The sequence below is a fragment of the Campylobacter gracilis genome (assembly GCF_001190745.1).
Classification (GTDB): Bacteria; Campylobacterota; Campylobacteria; order Campylobacterales; family Campylobacteraceae; genus Campylobacter_B; species Campylobacter_B gracilis.
This window is the reverse complement of the sequence record NZ_CP012196.1, coordinates 796926-814649: the sequence shown is the minus strand read 5'-3', so window position 1 is coordinate 814649 and position 17724 is coordinate 796926. Positions and strand designations below refer to the sequence as shown.

General features: G+C 48.9%; 16 protein-coding genes, 1 tRNA gene and 2 pseudogenes. 6 read left to right on the top strand and 13 right to left on the bottom strand.

The features are described from left to right. Positions 1-9 precede the first annotated feature (9 nt). Together CGRAC_RS04240 and CGRAC_RS04235 are read left to right on the top strand one after the other, a co-directional pair. Positions 10-1773 (top strand): FAD-dependent oxidoreductase, encoded by a 1764-nt coding sequence (locus CGRAC_RS04240; RefSeq protein WP_005872034.1) that lies wholly within the window; start codon positions 10-12, stop codon positions 1771-1773. Beyond that, positions 1707-2297 (top strand): cytochrome c3 family protein, encoded by a 591-nt coding sequence (locus CGRAC_RS04235; protein ID WP_322786803.1) that lies wholly within the window; start codon positions 1707-1709, stop codon positions 2295-2297. Before CGRAC_RS04240 ends, CGRAC_RS04235 begins: the two co-directional genes overlap by 67 nt. Before the next feature lie 354 nt (positions 2298-2651). On the opposite strand, the gene mnmG is transcribed toward CGRAC_RS04235, so the two are convergent. Further along, positions 2652-4544 (bottom strand): tRNA uridine-5-carboxymethylaminomethyl(34) synthesis enzyme MnmG, encoded by a 1893-nt coding sequence (mnmG, locus tag CGRAC_RS04230; RefSeq protein WP_005872035.1) that lies wholly within the window; start codon positions 4542-4544, stop codon positions 2652-2654. 332 nt (positions 4545-4876) lie between these two features. Between mnmG and bioB the strand changes: the two genes are divergently transcribed. Together bioB and CGRAC_RS04220 are read left to right on the top strand one after the other, a co-directional pair. Beyond that, positions 4877-5866 (top strand): biotin synthase BioB, encoded by a 990-nt coding sequence (bioB, locus tag CGRAC_RS04225; protein ID WP_005872037.1) that lies wholly within the window; start codon positions 4877-4879, stop codon positions 5864-5866. Positions 5867-5905: 39 nt separating this feature from the next. Further along, on the top strand, positions 5906-6331 hold the full coding sequence (locus tag CGRAC_RS04220) for a hypothetical protein (protein WP_005872038.1): 426 nt from the start codon (positions 5906-5908) through the stop codon (positions 6329-6331). 181 nt (positions 6332-6512) lie between these two features. Here CGRAC_RS04220 and CGRAC_RS04215 read toward each other — a convergent pair. Beyond that, positions 6513-6587, bottom strand: a tRNA-Glu gene (locus CGRAC_RS04215). A 623-nt stretch (positions 6588-7210) separates the two neighbouring features. On the opposite strand from CGRAC_RS04215, the gene CGRAC_RS04210 reads away from it, so the two are divergent. Both CGRAC_RS04210 and CGRAC_RS04205 read left to right on the top strand, forming a co-directional pair. Then, entirely contained in the window at positions 7211-7408 is a 198-nt protein-coding gene (locus CGRAC_RS04210) for a hypothetical protein (protein WP_005872043.1), read from the top strand. Positions 7409-7506: 98 nt separating this feature from the next. After that, positions 7507-7800, top strand: coding sequence for a hypothetical protein (locus CGRAC_RS04205; RefSeq protein WP_005872044.1), 294 nt, complete (start codon positions 7507-7509; stop codon positions 7798-7800). 376 nt (positions 7801-8176) lie between these two features. On the opposite strand, the gene CGRAC_RS11800 is transcribed toward CGRAC_RS04205, so the two are convergent. The 11 genes and pseudogenes from CGRAC_RS11800 to CGRAC_RS12910 form a co-directional block, all read right to left on the bottom strand. Continuing rightward, positions 8177-8326, bottom strand: a complete 150-nt coding sequence (locus CGRAC_RS11800; RefSeq protein WP_156187200.1) for a hypothetical protein — start codon at positions 8324-8326, stop codon at positions 8177-8179. A 110-nt stretch (positions 8327-8436) separates the two neighbouring features. Continuing rightward, entirely contained in the window at positions 8437-10587 is a 2151-nt protein-coding gene (locus CGRAC_RS04190; RefSeq protein WP_005872047.1) for an autotransporter outer membrane beta-barrel domain-containing protein, read from the bottom strand. 499 nt (positions 10588-11086) lie between these two features. After that, on the bottom strand, positions 11087-11257 hold the full coding sequence (locus CGRAC_RS12470) for a hypothetical protein (RefSeq protein WP_005872049.1): 171 nt from the start codon (positions 11255-11257) through the stop codon (positions 11087-11089). Positions 11258-11272: 15 nt separating this feature from the next. Then, positions 11273-11700 (bottom strand): annotated as a pseudogene (locus tag CGRAC_RS12465) (sulfatase-like hydrolase/transferase); the annotation flags it as partial. 1 nt (position 11701) lies between these two features. Further along, on the bottom strand, positions 11702-12034 hold the full coding sequence (locus CGRAC_RS04180; RefSeq protein ID WP_005872052.1) for a sulfatase-like hydrolase/transferase: 333 nt from the start codon (positions 12032-12034) through the stop codon (positions 11702-11704). A 9-nt stretch (positions 12035-12043) separates the two neighbouring features. Then, complete coding sequence (locus tag CGRAC_RS04175; RefSeq protein ID WP_005872054.1) at positions 12044-12295, bottom strand: hypothetical protein; 252 nt, start codon at positions 12293-12295, stop codon at positions 12044-12046. Between the two features lie 19 nt (positions 12296-12314). After that, positions 12315-12833 carry a hypothetical protein gene (locus CGRAC_RS04170; protein WP_005872057.1) on the bottom strand — a complete coding sequence of 173 codons (519 nt, stop codon included), beginning with the start codon at positions 12831-12833 and terminating at the stop codon, positions 12315-12317. Between the two features lie 667 nt (positions 12834-13500). Beyond that, positions 13501-13953, bottom strand: a complete 453-nt coding sequence (locus CGRAC_RS04160) for a hypothetical protein (protein WP_005872063.1) — start codon at positions 13951-13953, stop codon at positions 13501-13503. After that, positions 13954-14667 carry a DUF4230 domain-containing protein gene (locus CGRAC_RS04155; RefSeq protein ID WP_005872065.1) on the bottom strand — a complete coding sequence of 238 codons (714 nt, stop codon included), beginning with the start codon at positions 14665-14667 and terminating at the stop codon, positions 13954-13956. A 958-nt stretch (positions 14668-15625) separates the two neighbouring features. Continuing rightward, positions 15626-16837, bottom strand: coding sequence for a threonine ammonia-lyase (gene ilvA, locus CGRAC_RS04150; RefSeq protein ID WP_005872070.1), 1212 nt, complete (start codon positions 16835-16837; stop codon positions 15626-15628). A gap of 100 nt (positions 16838-16937) precedes the next feature. After that, positions 16938-17504, bottom strand: a pseudogene (locus CGRAC_RS12910) (methyltransferase domain-containing protein); the annotation flags it as partial. Between the last annotated feature and the right edge of the window lie 220 nt (positions 17505-17724).

Sequence of the window (17724 nt, the reverse complement as noted above, 5' to 3'; positions counted from 1 at the left end):
GAGTATAAAATGGCAGAAAACAATGAACTATCACGCCGCTCGTTTTTAAAACGTAGCGGAGCGCTCACGCTTGGCTCGGTTGCGGCTGGATCAGCGCTACTAACAGGCTGTGATAACCCGAACAATCACCTTATCCATCCAAAAAAGGAAGTCGCAAAAGCGCCTGAAGTGCCAAAATGGCTGGGCGTTGAGCCAGAAATTTCAGATAAAGATATAAAAGAGACGCTTGAAACCGATGTTCTTATCATCGGTGCCGGCGTTTCAGGACTTCACGCTGCACGCGCCGCTAGCGAAAAAGGCGCCAAAGTCATCGTCATAGAAAAAGCCGGTCGCTTTCAGGTTAGAAGCGGTCAGTACGGCACTCTAGGCAATAAATTTCAAAGAGAGCTTGGCATCAAGTATGATAAGCAAGCAGCCATAAATGAGCATTTGAAACAGATGGGATATCGCGCCGATCAGCGCGTATGGAACTACTGGGCAGATCACAGCGGCGAGGACTTTGACTGGATGCTAGAGCTTGCGCCTGCGGTGCATTTTATGAGAGAGACCGATACGCAGCTTGATAGAAGTAAGATAAATTTGATGCTCATGCATTATCCGCTCCCGGCCGCGTACGATCCAAGCCAGGAAAATAGCCCAAGCTATCCAACCGTTATGACCTTTTTGCCTAGTCAAGAGCCGATGATGGAGCTAGTTTATGAAAAGTCTATAAAACAAGGCGCAAAGTATATCTTTAAAACTCGCGCGCAAAAGCTACTTCGAGATAAAACGACCGGCAAAATGCAAGGAGCTATCGCTCAAGATATGGCTGATGGCTCATATATCAAGATAAATGCGAAGTCAGTTATACTTGCTACTGGTGATTATATGAACGATCACGAAATGGTAAAGACATTTGTGCCGTGGGTGGCAAATTTCTTCTGTCCTTTTCCAAACAAGGACTATAAAAATAACCCTACAAATACAGGAGACGGACACAAGCTAGGCTCATGGATAGGCGCAAAGCTAGAAGACGGACCGCACGCGCCGGTTGCCCATACGCTTGGCGGGCCGCTCGGCGTTGATGCGTTTTTGCTAACAAATGCAAAGGGGGAGCGCTTTACAAATGAAGATCTAAGCGGTCAGCAAGTCACCCAGCCGCTCTCTCGCCAACCGGGAGGCTTTGGCTGGCAGGTATTTGACTCTAAATTTCCAGAGCAAGTCGGACTTATGGGCGTGTCACACGGTAGCGTAAATCACTGCGTAGCTCCGGAGGATAATCCGAAACTTCCGCCCGACTGCCAGTGGGCGATAGGCAAAACATCGTATATATCGGTAAAAGATCTCGAAGAGACACCCGGAGTCTTTAAGGCAAATAGCATAGAAGAGCTTGCCGGTATGCTCTACCCTGATAACAAAAAGGCTCAAACGCAGTTTTTAGCGACCATAAAGCGTTACAATGAGCTATGCGACAAAGGTCACGATGATGACTTTGGTAAGACTGCTAAAAGGATGTTCCCAGTCCGCCATGCGCCATTTTACGCTGGCAAGATGGGTGTAGGTGCTAGTCTAGTCGTCATGGGCGGTTTTACCGTCGAGCCAAGTACCGCAAACGTGCTAGATACCGACTATAACGAAATTTCGGGGCTTTATGCCTGCGGTAACGTTATGGGCGGACGCTTTTTGGGCGACTATCCGGTAGTTTTAGCGGGCACTAGCCACGGAACATGCCTATGCTACGGACGCTTAGCAGGCTATCAGGCTGCGGCAAACGCAAAAGGAGAAAGAGCATGAACAAGAAAAGAAAATATACGATAATAGGGCTAGTAATAGCCGCTATTGTGGGCTTTATATCGTTTCATCAAGTACAAGCGGCTAGCCACAAGGCTGAATTTTGCATCATGTGTCACAACATGCAGCCTGAGTATGACTCTTATACAAAAGGAAATTTGTTGGCTAAAAAACATAACGACGCAAATGTCACATGTCACGACTGCCACACGCCAACTATAGGAGAACAGCTAAACGAGGTCAGGATGTATGTAACCGGTGACTTTGAGACACCAACTAAACAAAGGGGCTTTACTAACGAGCAGTGCACTAGCTGTCATAAGATAGCTGACATAAGAAAAAAGACTGCGCACTATGGCCTATCTAACCCACACGAAGGTACTCACAATAAAGGCAATGAGATGCTACAATGCCAGTCGTGCCACGCCGTGCATCATCCGCAAAAGCTAAATACTTGTATGTCTTGCCACCCAATAGACTGGAAGGTAGATAGTAGCTGGAAGATGTATCCGCCTAGCGAAAAATAATCTTTAATCCGCCTCGCTCGGGGCGGATTAATCTCTTCTGTAAATGTAAATGGCTCAAAATAAGTTAAGCGGATTTTCCCTTATCAATTCTAGCAAAATGTTGTCGACCGAACTCTTTAACTTATGCTGTTCGAGAAATCATTTTGAACCGGGAAGTGAAGAAAAAAGGTTTCGGCGACATACTGTATGTAAAAAAGCATTTTTGAGTAATTTTTGACTATAAATCTAAATTTACTATTGGCGTAATTATCGAAACATAGTTTTGGTTCAAACTGAAGCATATTTTAAAATATCGTCCGGATTTTCACCATAAATTTTAAAATTACTTTATTAAGCCTTTTATGCTTTAACATTCTATTCTCGCTTTATCCCAAGCTTATCGCCAAAATTTTGTTTTATGTAGATGTGCAAAATATCGATCGCGGCGGGCGTTACGCCGCTGATCTCGCTCGCGGCAAAAAGCGTCGGCGGCGCAAAGCGGTTTAGCTTCTGCACGATCTCGTTGCTAAGCCCTCCTATCTTGCTAAAATCGATCTGCGGCGGGATCGCGACGTCAAGCAACCCCTTCATCCTCTCGACCTCGGCGCGCTGCATCGCGATGTAGAAATGATACTTGCACTGCGTTAAAATTTCATCCAGAACCTCATCACTAAAGCCCTTAAAATGCGGCACTAGAGCAAGCAGACCCGCCTTTGAAAAGCCGCTTTGAGAAGCAATTTTTTGCAAGCTACAGCTTTGCGAAATAGGCTCCGCGCCGATACTTTGCAGCAGGCTAAGCGTCTGTTTTGAAGGGGTGATCTGCGTTTTTAGCAAAAATTCCATTCCGCTCTGCACGTCGTGCTTAAATTTGCTCGCCCGCTCGTAGCTCGCCTCGTCTAAAAGACCGATCTCGCGGCCGTATTCGCTTAGGCGCAGCACGGCGTTGCCCTCGCGCAGCAGTAGGCGAAATTCCGCGCGCGAAGTAAACATTCGGTAGGGCTCATTCGTGCCCTTGGTAACCAGATCGTCGATCAAAACGCCGATATACGCCTCATCTCTGCGCAAAATCAAAGGCTGCCGCCCGCGCAAATCGAGCACCGCGTTGATGCCCGCCATCAGCCCCTGCGCCGCGGCCTCCTCGTAGCCGGTGGTGCCGTTGATCTGGCCTGCCAAAAACAGCCCGCGGATCTTTTTGGTCTCGAGGCTGTGTTTAAGCTCGGTAGGATCGATAAAATCGTACTCGATCGCATAGCCCGGACGGACGATTTTTGCATTTTCAAAGCCTCTGATCGTGCGTAAAAACGCAATCTGCACGTCGTAAGGAAGGCTCGTAGAAAGCCCGTTTACGTAATACTCCGTGGCCTCGCGCGTCTGCGGCTCGACGAAGACGTGGTGGCGGTCTCGATTTGGGAATTCATAAATTTTAGTCTCGATGCTCGGGCAGTAGCGCGGACCGGTGCTTGAAATTTGCCCCGTAAACATCGGCGCGCGGGTGAAATTTTCGCGGATGATCTCGTGCGTGCGCTCGTTCGTATAAGCGATGAAGCAAGCAAGCTGCTTCGGCGCAAAATCTTTGCTACGAAAGCTGAAAGGGCGCGGATCCGCGTCGCCGTCTTGGCGCTCAAGCACGCTAAAATCGATCGTCTTAGCATCGATCCTTGGGCAGGTGCCCGTCTTTAGCCGCCCCATTTGCAGCCCTAGACTTCGTAGCGATTCGGCTAGCTCAACGCTTGCTAGCTCGCCAACGCGCCCTGCTTGCAGCTTGTTCTCGCCCACGTGAATTAGCCCGTTTAAAAAGGTGCCGGCGGTGATTATCAGACGCTCGGTCTCATAAACGTTGCCAAGATGGCTCTTAACGCCGCAAACACGCTGCTCGCCGCCTTGCTCGCAGGTTAAAATTTCGCTCGCAATCTCCTGGCTTATGTCCAGCCCCTGCGTATTTAGCAGCAAATTTCGCATGTAGATGCGGTATTCATCCATATCGATCTGAGCGCGCGAGCCGCGCACGGCAGGGCCCTTGCTCTCGTTTAAAATTCTAAACTGCAGCCCGCATGCATCCGCCGCAAGCCCCATCTGGCCGCCCAGTGCGTCGATCTCCTTTACCAGATGCCCCTTAGCAAGGCCGCCGATTGCCGGATTACAGCTCGCAGCGCCGATCTGCTCGGCTAAGATCGTAATTAGCAGCGTCTTTGCGCCCATTTTTGCGGCGGCTAAGCTTGCCTCGATGCCCGCGTGCCCGCCGCCCACAACGATAACGTCGTATTTCATTTTTTGCCTTTAAATTTAAAGCCGCAATTTTAGCTAAAATAAAATTTCAAAACGATAAATCGCGTGCAGATACCGTAGGTAGCGGCTCTATATGTATTTTCATACACGTAAAATTTTACCGCGCCGCAACTTTGAAGCGATTTTGATTTGCGCCGCCGGCAAGCGCGCAGATGAGCCGTCCGTAAAAGTCGCGGTGCAAAAATAGGCGCGCGAAGGGCGTAAAATTCCGCATAAAATTTTTAGCGCAAATTCCCGCGCCAAAATTTCGCGTGCGAGCTTTGCTTTAAATTTCGCATTGTATAATTACGCATTTTTTTCAAAAAGGCTAAGTATTGATAGACAAATTTTATATTTCCGAGCTGAAAGATCGCGTGATAGGCGGCTGTGAGATTGCAAAGCAGCAGGCACTAAATCTGGCACGATGCGAGGATTTAGACGCGCTTTTTGCGGCAGCGGATGAGATTAGACGCGAGTTTTGCGGCGATAAATTTAATCTCTGCACGATCATAAACGTAAAATCGGGGCGCTGTAGCGAAGACTGCAAATACTGCGCGCAATCGGCACATTTTGACACGGGTTGCGAGACTTACGGAATTTTGGGAGAACAGCAGGTGTTAAGCGCCGCGCTTGCGAACGAGGCCGAGCAGACGCACCGCTTCTCGCTCGTCGCCAGCGGGCGCGGAATTTCTCAAAAAAGCTCCGATCTAGTGGCATACTGCGCGATTTACGAGCGGCTGCGAAGTAAGACGCAGCTACATCTGTGCGCCTCGCTGGGGATCGCTTCAAAGCCCGCGCTGGCGCTGCTTAAAGCTAGCGGCGTGCAGACCTATCATCACAATCTCGAGACTTCGCGCAAATTTTATCCGCAGATCTGCACGACGCACAGCTACGACGATCGCATCCAAACTATCGAGAATTGTCGCGCCGTGGGGCTTGACGTATGCAGCGGCGGGATTTTTGGGCTGGGCGAAAATATGGAGGATCGCATCGATATGGCGCTGCAACTGCGAGAGCTGGGCATTAGTTCCGTGCCGATCAATATCCTAACCCCGATTAAAGGCACTCCGCTGCAAAACGCCGCGCCGCTGGCGCACGATGAAATTTTAAAATCGATCGCGATCTACCGCTTCATCTTGCCGCGCGCGTATCTGCGTTTCGCAGGCGGCAGGCGAAATTTGGGCGAGCACGTGCGCACGGCGCTTGGATGCGGCATCAACTCAGCGCTTACGGGCAATTTCCTTACCACCACCGGCGATAGCATCGCAAGCGATAAGGCGCTTGTGGCGCAGTGCGGATTCGACCTCGCAAAGGGCGCGGATTAGCGTCGGTCGGGAATTAAATATAAAATTTAAGAGGCGGCTATGAAGTTAAAATTTTTCCTTGCCCTTATTTTAGTCGTGTTGCTTGGCGGCTGCTCGCTGCTCTCGCAGGGCGACGAGGAGGCTTCATTAGTGGCGGACGCGAGCAGATGCGATGTCGCAAACTCGCTAAGCAAGGAGCAGCCAAACCGCTGTGCGAAGTGGCAAAAGACTGACGCCAAAGTCGCGCAGACGGCGCAAAAGCAAGCGGTATCGCAAGATACGCTTAATTCATTCAGAGCGGACAGCGCGCAAGCTCAGCAAAGAGCGCAGGAGAGGTATATCGCCACGCAGCGAAGCCTAATGCAACACCAAGCGCAGCAGCAGATGAGGCAGATGCAGCAGCGGCAAAATATGAGAAATTTACAGAACGAACAGAACTGGAACAGGTTACGCAATCTGGAAAATATAAGCAGCGGCGGAATTTAGCCGTGAATTTAAAAATTTGATCTAAATTTTAATTCGCGCGACTTTCATTCTAGAGCAATTAACCTAGATAAAAAAATATGATGAAATTTCAGCCAAAATGCTTCAAAATCAAATGAGGTCTTAAATTTCAAGGGCAGGCAGCTGAATGATAGAAAATTTTAATTGATTTTAAGTGATGAAATGGTGACCCACAGGAGATTTGAACTCCTGTTACCGGCGTGAGAGGCCAGCGTCCTAACCACTAGACGAGTGGGCCGTGAAATTAAAAATATAATGATAGCGAAGTGTATATAAATTTTGGATTAAATTATATATTTTCTGCAAAAAATAATGCAAAATAAAATTTCATAACTCCTGCAAAATGCCAATTCAGGCGCCAGCGGCTTTATTTTAACTCTAGCACGATAAAATATAATATGGAGTGAAATTTTAAAAAAGCGAAACAATACACAAATTTTCGCAATTAGCTTTTGCGCTGCGTTTAAATTTCAGATGCCGCGTAAATTTCATGCCGCTGCTTTTAAATTTAAAAAGTTAAATCCATTTTAAACAGAATTTGCGTAAAATCCCATTTCAAAAACATATTGCGCGAGTGGCGACGGCAAAGTAAAATTTGCGGTAACTACGGCGTTAAATTAAAAGCACTCGTAACGGCGGAACTAAATAAAATTCGCTGTAGTAGCCCAAGGATGAGATATTCGGCGGCATGCTGGGCTTAAATCATTCACAGCGACGTAAAGTACGAAGTATGCACGGCGGCTAAAATTAAAATTCGCAGCGGCTAAATTCAAAGCCCGCGCGGCGATAATCAAAGCATCGCCCGCCGTTTAGTTGCACGGCGCAAGCCGTGAGCCGCACATTAAAATTTAAAGGTATAAAATGAACGAAGATTTTCAAAGAGCGAAGCTGCAAGGCACGCTCGGCGCGCTCTGCCTACTGGTCGCGAGCATAGCATATTCTATAAAAGGCGAGATCACGTACTTGGATTCTCAAATCTTAGTGTGGATTTTTGCCTTCACATTCCTTTACCACGCGCTTAAAAACATCCAAAATACACGGGTCCGCAGGTTTTTATAATCTTCAAATACGCCTACAGCATTGCGCTTGCGGCGCTGCTATATTTTTCAGCCATTTATATACTTAGAAGATGTGATTGTAATAGGCTGCAAATATACGTGCCGTATTTGATTTTTGCGGTTACGCTCGCTTGGATAATTATAAATTTTAAGTTGCGCGCCGCTACCGGATGCAAGCTTTTTGCCGTATACGCCGCGCTGCTAATCGTTGATGTCGCCGCAGACATCATCTACGGCATGCTGCAAGTACTCGCGCCGCCCCTCATCACCCCAAGCGTCGTAAAATACATGGCGCTAGCGAATTTGTTATTCGAGCCCTTGGCGCCTGCGGTGCTGCTCCTTGCCTGGCCTAGTATGAAAAGCTCCGCGAGCTCGCAGGATCTGTGGCATTAGGCGCGCAGGGCGACGATTTTACGCGAGAGGTTTAAATTTGAATCGCCGCATTGCGATTGTTTTTCGATCGCCTAAGCGGTACAATTTCGCACATTTTAAAATTTACGGTGCGACGAAATAAGCGCGGAATTTCATCTTGCAAAGGCGGAGTTTGGAATTTTAAATCCTCGTTGCGCGCCGCTCAGCCCGAGCGTATCGGCGACGGCGTTTGCAAACGCGGCGTAGCAGGGACCTAGCAAGCGTCTGCGCCAAAGACGCTCGCTTTTTTTTGACGCCGTTTTGTAAATTGTAGCGAAAAATGCGCCGCGAAAGGTTTGCAAACTTTGCTACGACGCGACTATTGAGATTTACATCGCGACGTTACGATGCCTTGAGTTTAAAATATCTTCATCGCGCATAATGAAAGCGGGCGTTTCAAATTCAATGCATACGCCTTTTGCAGGCATATCGGCTCGTATCCAAACGAAATTTTATCCGTCGTTTGCGCTCCCGAGACGATGCGCTCGGCAAGCCCAATCTTTTTCAATAGTATGCAGCTAAAAAATTTGATTTTATACCTAAATTTAAAAGCTCCGATTTCAATTTCAATCCCGCCCTTTGATTGCACCGACGCAGGCTAAAGCATACTTTAGCCGCTTAAAATTTATAAACGAAGCGCAATCCCGCGTTGATCCCTTCTTTCTTGCCGCTTAAACCCTCTAGTTTCAAGGAAGTATCCAGCTTGCCGCTCGAATACTTCGCGCCGATCTCGCCGATAGCGGTATTGCCCTTGACGCTCGCGGCATCAATATCCATAGCGTAGGTACTATTATAGCCGCCGATCTTGCCTTTAAATTCTCGCTCGAAAGCGGCTCCCGCGAAAAGCTCCACGTTATCGCTTACGTCGAAATTAAATCGAGCGCCTACCCTGCTTCTTACAGAATCGATACCCTCCAGCTTGATGCCCTCGCCCAAGACCTCCGTTTTCTTAGAATCGATATGCGTATAAAAGCCCTTGACATAAACGTCCGCATTGAGATTAGCGCTCAGCTCGAAAATCTTGCCGAGGGCTAAATTTGCCCCGTAGTAGGTTCTCGTTACGTCGTATTCGGCCCTTCCCGAGGCCAGAGAAGCCTCGTAGTCCGATTTGATGCGACCGATTTTGGCTCCCGATTTGGCATAGAAATTTTCCGCCAAGTCGAATTCGCTCACAATGCCCGCCCCCGCGTATTTGAGATCGCCGCTGCCTTTGACGGCGAAATCATTGAAGCTCTCATATTTACCGCCGCCCGTTTCTACGTATCCTCCCAGGCTCGCGCCGTCCCCAATACGGCCCATCGCTCCTGCGAGCACGGAGATACCTTTGTTTTCTACATAGGAGCCGGAATTGTAGCGCATATTAAAACCTCCCGCATACGCAAACGTTCCGTCTGCGGTATCCGTTATTCCCGAAAGGATATCGTCGCTTTGATTTATCGCGCCTAGCACCGCGGCGCCGGTTTCCAGCGTATTTTTATTTTGCGCCATTAGCTTCGCTCCGATTCGATCAGAATTCGGCAGAGGCTGCGGATCGGGATTTATCGTGATTTTGGTTACGTCGGCGATCAGGTCTTTATCGTCGTTAGCGCTACGCAAGGCGAATGTATAGGCAGTCGAAAGCCCGCTTTGAACTAACTGTTCGGAGCGGTTAGCCATATCGCCGAATTTTATCCCGCTTGCGGTTTTTATGAGATTTACGCGATCGCCCGATTTGAGCTTATCCGCTCCGTTTGCTATACCCACGCCGATAGTCGCTTTGCTTATATCGGTTAGCTCGCCGCTTACTAAATTTAAAATCGTCTCGTCGTTTGCGGTATCCGCGGCTAGATAGAAATTGAGTTTTTCAAAGCCCGCGATCGATTTAAACGTATCGTTTTTGCCGTAGACGTTGAAAGTGTTGCCGCTTAATTTTTGGTTTTCCCGACCGAATGCGACGCAGAGATCCAATCGGCTCCAATCTTTATCGCGGACATATACGTTAAGCACGTTATCTCTCGCTTCCGCACCGTCGTGCGCCCACATTATATTTGCAACGTCTATCCTACCGCGAAGATCGTCCGCATCTTTGAGATTTACGACGTTGTTCGTAAGCTTACTATTTCCCCATGCAAATGCGGCCCGCATAGCGCTCAACGAATCGCCGATCGTGCCGCCGTTGATATTTAAAACGTTACCATCGGCGGTACCGCTATTGCCGAGATACGCAGCGGTAAAGGTAGTCGTTAAACGTTCGCCTTTGGTACCGTTGATATTAAGCGTATTTTCATTCGCCGCACCCCCATTGATATCTACAACCGAAAGACCGTGATAAATCATAGTGCCGTTTAAATTTAAGACATTTTTCGTAGCCGTAGCTCTACCGTTTGATTCAACGAGATGCGTTTTCCTGAGCTCACCGCCGTTTAGATTCAGCGTATTTTCGCTAAATACGGTACCGTCCTGCTGCGAGGAAGCTACGTTTATACTATTGAGCGTACCGCCGTTCATCGTCAAAGCATTGCCCTTAAGCGTCTGATCGGCTGCCGTGGCGCTATTTACGATGATATTATTCAACGGAGAATTATCGCTCGGTTGGCTATCGAGCGTAATTATCTGCGCGACGGTCGGATTTTTTACCGTTAGGGTTCCGTCGTCGACGTCTTTTTCATAGACGTCGTAATTATTTAAGTCCGTGGTTTTATCGATCGTAAGCGGATTCGCAACGGGTATGGCGTAAAGTTGACCGGTGAGCGCCAAAGATAAACTCGCGCCGATAGTTTTACTGTGCATTTTGAACTCCTCCATAAATGCGAGATGAAATAGCGGCAAGCGAACTCAATTTAGCGACGCTTTTGCACGCTAAAATTTGAAATGTATTATACTCCTATCAATATTAAAGAATTATTAACTATTAAATTTTTAAAGTAGCATTAAAAAATATTCGTTTTGCGGCGTAAATTTAAAGCACAAACGCAATAAATTTCGCTCAATTTACATTGTGAAATCGCAAAAATCGCCCATCCTCAAGAAACGAATTTAGCATCACGCCGGCGCATAAATTTGCAGCACAACGGTAACGCCGAATTGATGCTGCGGGCTCGTAGCAAATGCTCCGCGATATTGGTAAATTTCCGAGCGCGATTGCGTTAGACGGTCGCTTCGCGCCGAAAATACGGGCGTTAAATTTGACGCTCGCGGCAAAATCAAGTGCAGCTTCGAGCCGGCCCGATCGTAGACGGCATCGGAAGCAATACGGCGCGTAAAGCCTTAAATTTCGGCGCGGAGCCGTTTACCGCCCGTATCCTCCCCTACCTTTTAAATTTTCGTCGTAATCCACCCCGTTCGTCATTCGCCTGCGCGAAGCGTCAAATTCATCGCGCAGCGGGCTTTTGCGCACGTTAAACTGCAGCGGCTCTATGCCTAAAATATCGGCGAGCACGTGAGCCAGATCGTCGCTCATAAAAGGCTCGTCCTTCGCCGCGCCTATGCGCCGCCAAAGCTCCGCATGATCGGCGATAAAGCTTTTTGAAGAGATGAAAAGCAGCGGAATTTCGTAGGTGAATCGGGTATTGATGTTGTGCCCGATGAGGCCGTTTTGCTCATAGATATTCTCTCCATGATCGCTGAGATAGACGATGAGGCTGTCCTCATCCGATGAATTTCATTCACCACGTAGTCGTTATACAGCACGCTGTTATCGCAGCACGCGAGGGCGACCTTTTGCTTTTGCGTAAACGGTAAGGCGATATCGTCGCTTTTAAATTTATCAAATTCCTCGGGATAGCGTTTTTTATAGTCCATATGATTTCCCATGAGATGCACGACGTAGAAATTTCGCTCGCGCTGCGATTTTTTCGCCTCTTTGATGATCGGCAGCAGCGCGCCGTCGTGCGCGACTCGCATGCTATCGAGCTGATCGCTTGTGGAAAGAAAGATGCTTTTTTTCGGCGCGATCGGCGGCACTTTTTGCGCTAAGGGCAAATTTGCTGAAGGCTTCTTGATTGCTGATCCACATCGTGCGAAAGCCGCTCAGCGCGAACATATCGATAATGCTAAGGCTCTCAAACCACGGCCTTTCGCGCTCGCTTTCGTAGTCGCTGAAATTAAGTATCCGCATCAGCGCGGGATTGGTCGCGCCGTAGCACGAAACAGTATCGCTAAATTTAATAAGCAGCCCCCGCCGCTGCAGATCGTTTAGCAAAGGCGTCGTATCTTTGCCGTATCCGTAAAGCGACATATGGCCGCGCTACAGGCTCTCGCCGATAATCAGCACGACGTTTTTAATCTGCGTTGCGTTAAAATCAAGCGCGAAATTCGCCCTCTTCGCCTCGTCGTAGCCACGATCGATGCTTTGCAAATCAGCAAGGAAATTTGCATCGCCGAGATAATCTTTTACGACGAACGCGAACTCAAGCGGAGCGTATGTGCCGAGCGTCGCGCGATAACGCTCGCCGCCGCTTGCGATTTTGGTCGCCGTAAAAATGCAAAAAATGACCACACAAATCGTATAGATCACGCTAAATGCGGCTCGCAGCCTCGCGCTGCACGAGCTTTTTTTTAAACTTCAGCGCGACAAACGTCGCGGTCGCGAATGCGAGCAAAGAGCAGATCACGCCCGCGCTGAGAAATTGCGCGGCGAATTCCTTACTTTCGTTCACGTCGGTGTGGATTATCGCATCGAGCGCGACGACGTTAAAAGCGGAGTCGAAAAAAATGACCAAAAAGAGCGAGATAGCCGCACAAAGCGCATTGATCGCCAGCGCAAACAGAGCGGCAAGCCCGAAAAATCTTCTAAAAACGACGAAGCAGAGATGAAAGATGAGCAAATTTATGATCAAAATGCAGCAAAAATCCTCAAAGATCCGCGAAAATATGCGATCTTCCACGCCGTAAAAGTAATACGCCCGCGCCGCGCAAACGATCAAATTAAGCGCGACAACGAGCCAAAATACACCCACCGCGCCGCATAGGCCGAAATAAAATTTCGGCGCGGGCGCAAGCAGAGCCCTCGCTTTATCAAGTAGTAGTTGAACCATTTTTGCTCTTTATTTTTAAATTTACATCTGCCACATCGCTGGAACCGCTGCGGCGCAGTCTCGCATCCACAAATTGTGCCGCGCTTCAAGTCGGCTCACGCCAACGCAATGAGAACAGGCGGTAAATTTTACGCTTACAAATTGTGCCGCGCCGAAATCTCTACCGCAAAATTGAGCGCGTCTGTTTTTGCGCCGCGATCGGCGAATTTTTGCGCGACACGATGCCGCAAGGCAAATTTTACCTGCCGAAATTTGAATGCGGCGAAATTGATGCGACATTTTCTGTTGCGAAATTTGCCGCACGGCGCGCTTCCTAAACGGCAAAATTCCGTGCCGTGCCGCGTATCAAAAATACGACGCGATTGAGTGCATAAATTTAAATCCGCAAGACACCGCACCAAAAACAACTGCCGCGCGCAAATCCCACGCACAGACGCACGCTCGCGCAGAATTTACGCGCAAAATGCAAGCCCGCTTTTTGCATCAAATTTATGCAGCGGGTATTTGCGCGAAATTTCGCAGCAGCCCGGAGCGTGCAAATTTCACGCCGAGCAAACGTACATGTACGAGGCGCTAACGTATCGAAATTTCGCAGCGAATGCGTGAAATTTCTCGGCGCGGGCGCATCACCAAATTTCATCACCAAATTTTCGCCGGCCGAATTACCTTACTCGTAGCCGAAAATTTTAATCCCGGTGTCGCTCTGCTCGTAGCGCAGCGCGGGGATTTTTTGCAGTAGATCTTTTAGCTTCGCTAGATCGTTTTTTCGCCCGCCGTCGAAGGCTCGCGGCACCCACACCCACGCGATCTCATCGTATGCAAACGAGCCCACCGTAAAGCTAGCTCGCTTTGAGCCCGCCTCCCATTTGGAGGAGTTTTTGATCGCGTAGAAGTTTGGATAGAGGATTTTTTTGATGATAAAGCATTTGCAAAATTTAAAATCCGCGAAAAACTCCGCCCACGTCGCATCCTCGGTAAAATAGCCCTTCGCGCGCAGTCGCTTTTTCTCTTTGCGTAGCCTGATCGGCTCATAAAACCTCTGCCAAGCCCTCGCGCAGGCATCCATAAATGCGAGTATGCGGGCAAAGTAAATTTTAAAAAGCGCCTTAAAAAGCTCCATCTACTTCTCGATCTGCGATTTTAGCGACTTATCGATTGCGATCTCGTTTGAGTTTATGTCGATGCTCTGTAGCGCCTTGTCCTGAAAGATAAATCCGACCTCCTTCGCGCCGAAGCTCTTGGCGATCGCTTCCAGCGTGTCGGTCGCGGATTTATGGATCTTACCGCCAAGATCGTTGATGATTTTTAGCGAGAGCTGCTTGACCTCGTCCTTTGCGTCGTCGATGAGATGGTTTTTATCGCTCTCATCAAAGCTCGCGCCGAATAGCCCGTTTAGCGAATCGGGCAGCAAAAACGGCAGCAGTTTGGCGTTTTTCTCGTCGTAAATTTTCATATCTTTGATCGAATATTTGTATTTGCACGGCGGCATCTTGATCTCGTAGCGATCCTCGCCCTGCGGCAGTATCGCAAACTCGGGACTTAGCAGGTCGTAAACGAACTCGATCTCAAACTCGAAGATGATGGCGATCTGCTTTTTCGTCATCAGCGGCGAGACAAGCGAGCCCAGCAGCCCGCTGCCTACGTTTTGCTTGCGCGTAACGATCTCTTTGGAATAAATTTTAAAAACGCTCAGCTCGCCGATGCTTTTAAGCCGCGTGATGTCGGTGGCGATCTGCGGCTTGCTCGCCTGCTCGCTGCTTTTGCGCATCTTAAAAAACATAAAAACCAAGATGCAAAATATCACTAAATTTAGAAGAAAAGCAAAATTTTCCAAATTTCATCCTTTAAAATTTTATCGGTATTTTAGCAAAATACGGCGCCGATTTGTAGTGCAATTGAAATTTTACGATTTTTGCGGCAAGAAATTTTAAAGAAGCAAGCCGCGATTATAAAATTTAACGCGGAGGCAGTCCGCTCTTGAGCGTACCGGGGCGAGCCTTGTGGCTAATGTTAAATTTTGATGTGGCTTGAATTACAACACACGGAATTTTATGCTTGTTAGTTTCATTGGAATTAAACTCAGGCGCAGCCTGCACCGCTAGCGTCGTCGGGGGATGGGTGGGGCTTTGGGGCGGGAAGGGGAGCGACCTCGCAAAACGAGCGTAGTGATGCAAAGCTTAAGCCTGGCGGCGTTTCTTGCGAGCGTAGCGAAGCAGAGTAAGTAGTGCCCCTTCCCCCTTAAGAGAAAACGCCGCCACGACCTAAATTCTAGAGGCAGAATTCTACGTAGTAAAATTTTGGAATTTTTAAATTTTAAATACAATAAAATTTTAAAATTTACCGCTACGGAATTCCATGCAGCGTAGCCGCAACAGAAAGAATTTAACGCGAGCCGTAAGGCTCGCACCGCTAGCGTCGTCGGGGAATGGACGGGGTTTGGGGCGGGAAGGGGGCCCCAATTGCGAGGTCACATTTCTCGCAGAGGCGGCACTGTCCACAGCACCGCATTGCTCTGCTCACTCACAAGCCCCACCCATCCCCCTACGACGCTTTAAGCGGGGCGGACTACGTCCGCGTTATTTAAATTGCGGCTTGCGCCGCATATTTGGAATTTTAAATTCTACGTAAAATTTAAAACCGCGAGCCACAAAGTGTTTCGGCATGGCGGATATAAAATGGAGGCAAATTAAAATTTACCCGCTGCAAGCCGCGATCAGGATGCGAGCGAGTAAATTTGGCAATTTCAGGCAAATTCACAAGCAAAAATAAATTTTACAAACTCCAGCGTAATTTTACAAAATCTCCCTAAAATCATACCCTGCGTTTTTGAGCGCCCAGGCGATGTCCTCTTGATGAGCCTTGCCTTTGGTCTCAAGCGTGATCGTGATCTGCGCGTCGCCGTACTCGATATTGGTCGAGAAGCGGTCGTAGTCGATCTTGACGATGTTTGCGTTGGCGCGGCGCAAAATTTCGGTAAGCCCGGTAAGCGCGCCCGGCTTATCGACGAGCGTGACGTTGATCGTCATCTTGCGGTGCGATTTTATGAGGCCTTTTTCGATGATGATGTTTAGCATCTGAACGTCGATGTTGCCGCCGCTTAGGATGATGCCGATCTTTGCGCCGGCGGGGAATGCAAATTTCGCGTTCATCAGCGCCGCTACGCCCGCCGCGCCAGCGCCCTCGACGATGATTTTTTGCTGCTCGAGCAGATAGAGTATCGCGCTTGCTATCTCCTCGTCATCGACCTGCACGAACTCATCGACGCACTCGATGATCGTAGAAAGCGTGATCTCGCTCGTATCTCGCACGGCGATACCGTCGGCGATGGTGCGGACGGATTTGGAATTTAGCGGCTTTTTCGCGACGAAGCTATCGTGCATCGCAGGCGCGCCCTTGGCGGCTACGGCGATGATTTTGATGTCGGGGTTGATCTGCTTGGCGCAGCTGCAAACCCCCGTCGCAAGCCCGCCGCCGCCTACGGGAACGACGATGTATTCAAGATCTGCGACCTCTTCGATCATCTCAAGCGCGATCGTACCTTGGCCCGCTTGGACGAACTCGTCGTTGAAGGGATGCACGAACGTCAAATTATGCTCTTTGGCATATTCCAGTGCAAACGCATACGCCTCGTCGAAATTATCGCCCTTTAGGATGATCTCTGCGCCCAGAGCCTTCGTGCCACTTACCTTAAGTAGCGGCGTGGCCTCAGGCATTACGATCACAGCATGCACGCCGAATTTTTGCGCGCTCATCGCTACGCCCTGGGCGTGGTTGCCCGCGCTTGCAGCTATTACTCCATGCGCCCGCTCCTCATCCGTAAGATGCGCGATTTTATTATAAGCGCCGCGAATCTTATATGCGCCGGTGCGCTGCAAATTCTCGCTTTTGAGATACACTTCCGCGCCGTAAAGCTTGCTGAGCTTCGGCGCCAGAGCAAAGGGCGTTTTATAGACAAAATCGTTTATCGTGCGCTTTGCTTGGATGATTTTATTTAGATCAACCATCTACTTCCTTTCGTAATTTTAAATTTTGTTATTATACATATTTTAGGCGAAATTTTATCCCGCACGCAGCCTAAATCCACGACTTCGGTTTTAAGCTCACCTAACTCCTGCGCTTTAGCAGCACGCCACATTCGATATGCGCTGTATGCGCGAACTGATCGAAGATCGCAAACCTGCGCACCTCGTGCGTAGCGCAAAGCGAGCGTAAATTTTCAAAAAGCGTCTGCGGATTACAGGAGATGTAGATTAGATTCTCAAAATTTTTTATGAAATCAATCACGCTAGGCTCCAGCCCCGCGCGCGGCGGATCGATTAAAACGTGCGAAAAATCGTAGCCGAAAATATCGATCCCCTTTAGCCGCTCAAACTCGCGCCTGCGCGCAAACGCGCTCATCAGCTCATCCGCACTAAGGCGGACGAATTGCGCGTTGCAAACGCCGTTGAGCTCGCAGTTTATGCGGGCATTTGCAATCGAGCTTTTTGAAATTTCACTCGCCAGCACGCGGTTAAATTTAGCCGCAAGCGGGATGGTGAAGTTGCCGTGCCCGCAGTACAGCTCCAGCAGATCGCGCGCGGCGGAGTTTTCCGGGCGCACGGAATGTTTTTCGCAGCTCGAATTTTGCGGGGCGGACTGCTCGCAGCTAGAATTTTGCGCGATGAGTTTTTCGCAGGCTGAATTTTGCACACAACGCTTTTCGCAATCCAAATTTTGCGAGGCGGAATTTCGCACGTCCAAATCCTTGCGAGCGGAATTTTTATCCGCAGAGCTTTCGTCTGCGGACGCGTAGTTAAATTTCACGAAATTTTCGCCGTTAAATTCTATGCAAGCGGAATTTGCTTTAACGAAATTTCGGCAAGCGGCATCAAATTCGGCGGAATTTTCAGAA

What these genes read in the sequence shown, in the direction of transcription:
- CGRAC_RS04240 (WP_005872034.1), top strand. Translation starts at nt 10, where the DNA reads ATGGCAGAAAACAATGAACTATCACGCCGCTCGTTTTTAAAACGTAGC.
- CGRAC_RS04235 (WP_322786803.1), top strand. Translation starts at nt 1,707, where the DNA reads ATGCCTATGCTACGGACGCTTAGCAGGCTATCAGGCTGCGGCAAACGC.
- mnmG (WP_005872035.1), bottom strand. Translation starts at nt 4,544, where the DNA reads ATGAAATACGACGTTATCGTTGTGGGCGGCGGGCACGCGGGCATCGAG.
- CGRAC_RS04220 (WP_005872038.1), top strand. Translation starts at nt 5,906, where the DNA reads ATGAAGTTAAAATTTTTCCTTGCCCTTATTTTAGTCGTGTTGCTTGGC.
- CGRAC_RS04210 (WP_005872043.1), top strand. Translation starts at nt 7,211, where the DNA reads ATGAACGAAGATTTTCAAAGAGCGAAGCTGCAAGGCACGCTCGGCGCG.
- CGRAC_RS04190 (WP_005872047.1), bottom strand. Translation starts at nt 10,587, where the DNA reads ATGCACAGTAAAACTATCGGCGCGAGTTTATCTTTGGCGCTCACCGGT.
- CGRAC_RS12470 (WP_005872049.1), bottom strand. Translation starts at nt 11,257, where the DNA reads ATGAGCGACGATCTGGCTCACGTGCTCGCCGATATTTTAGGCATAGAG.
- CGRAC_RS04180 (WP_005872052.1), bottom strand. Translation starts at nt 12,034, where the DNA reads ATGTCGCTTTACGGATACGGCAAAGATACGACGCCTTTGCTAAACGAT.
- CGRAC_RS04170 (WP_005872057.1), bottom strand. Translation starts at nt 12,833, where the DNA reads ATGGTTCAACTACTACTTGATAAAGCGAGGGCTCTGCTTGCGCCCGCG.
- CGRAC_RS04160 (WP_005872063.1), bottom strand. Translation starts at nt 13,953, where the DNA reads ATGGAGCTTTTTAAGGCGCTTTTTAAAATTTACTTTGCCCGCATACTC.
- ilvA (WP_005872070.1), bottom strand. Translation starts at nt 16,837, where the DNA reads ATGGTTGATCTAAATAAAATCATCCAAGCAAAGCGCACGATAAACGAT.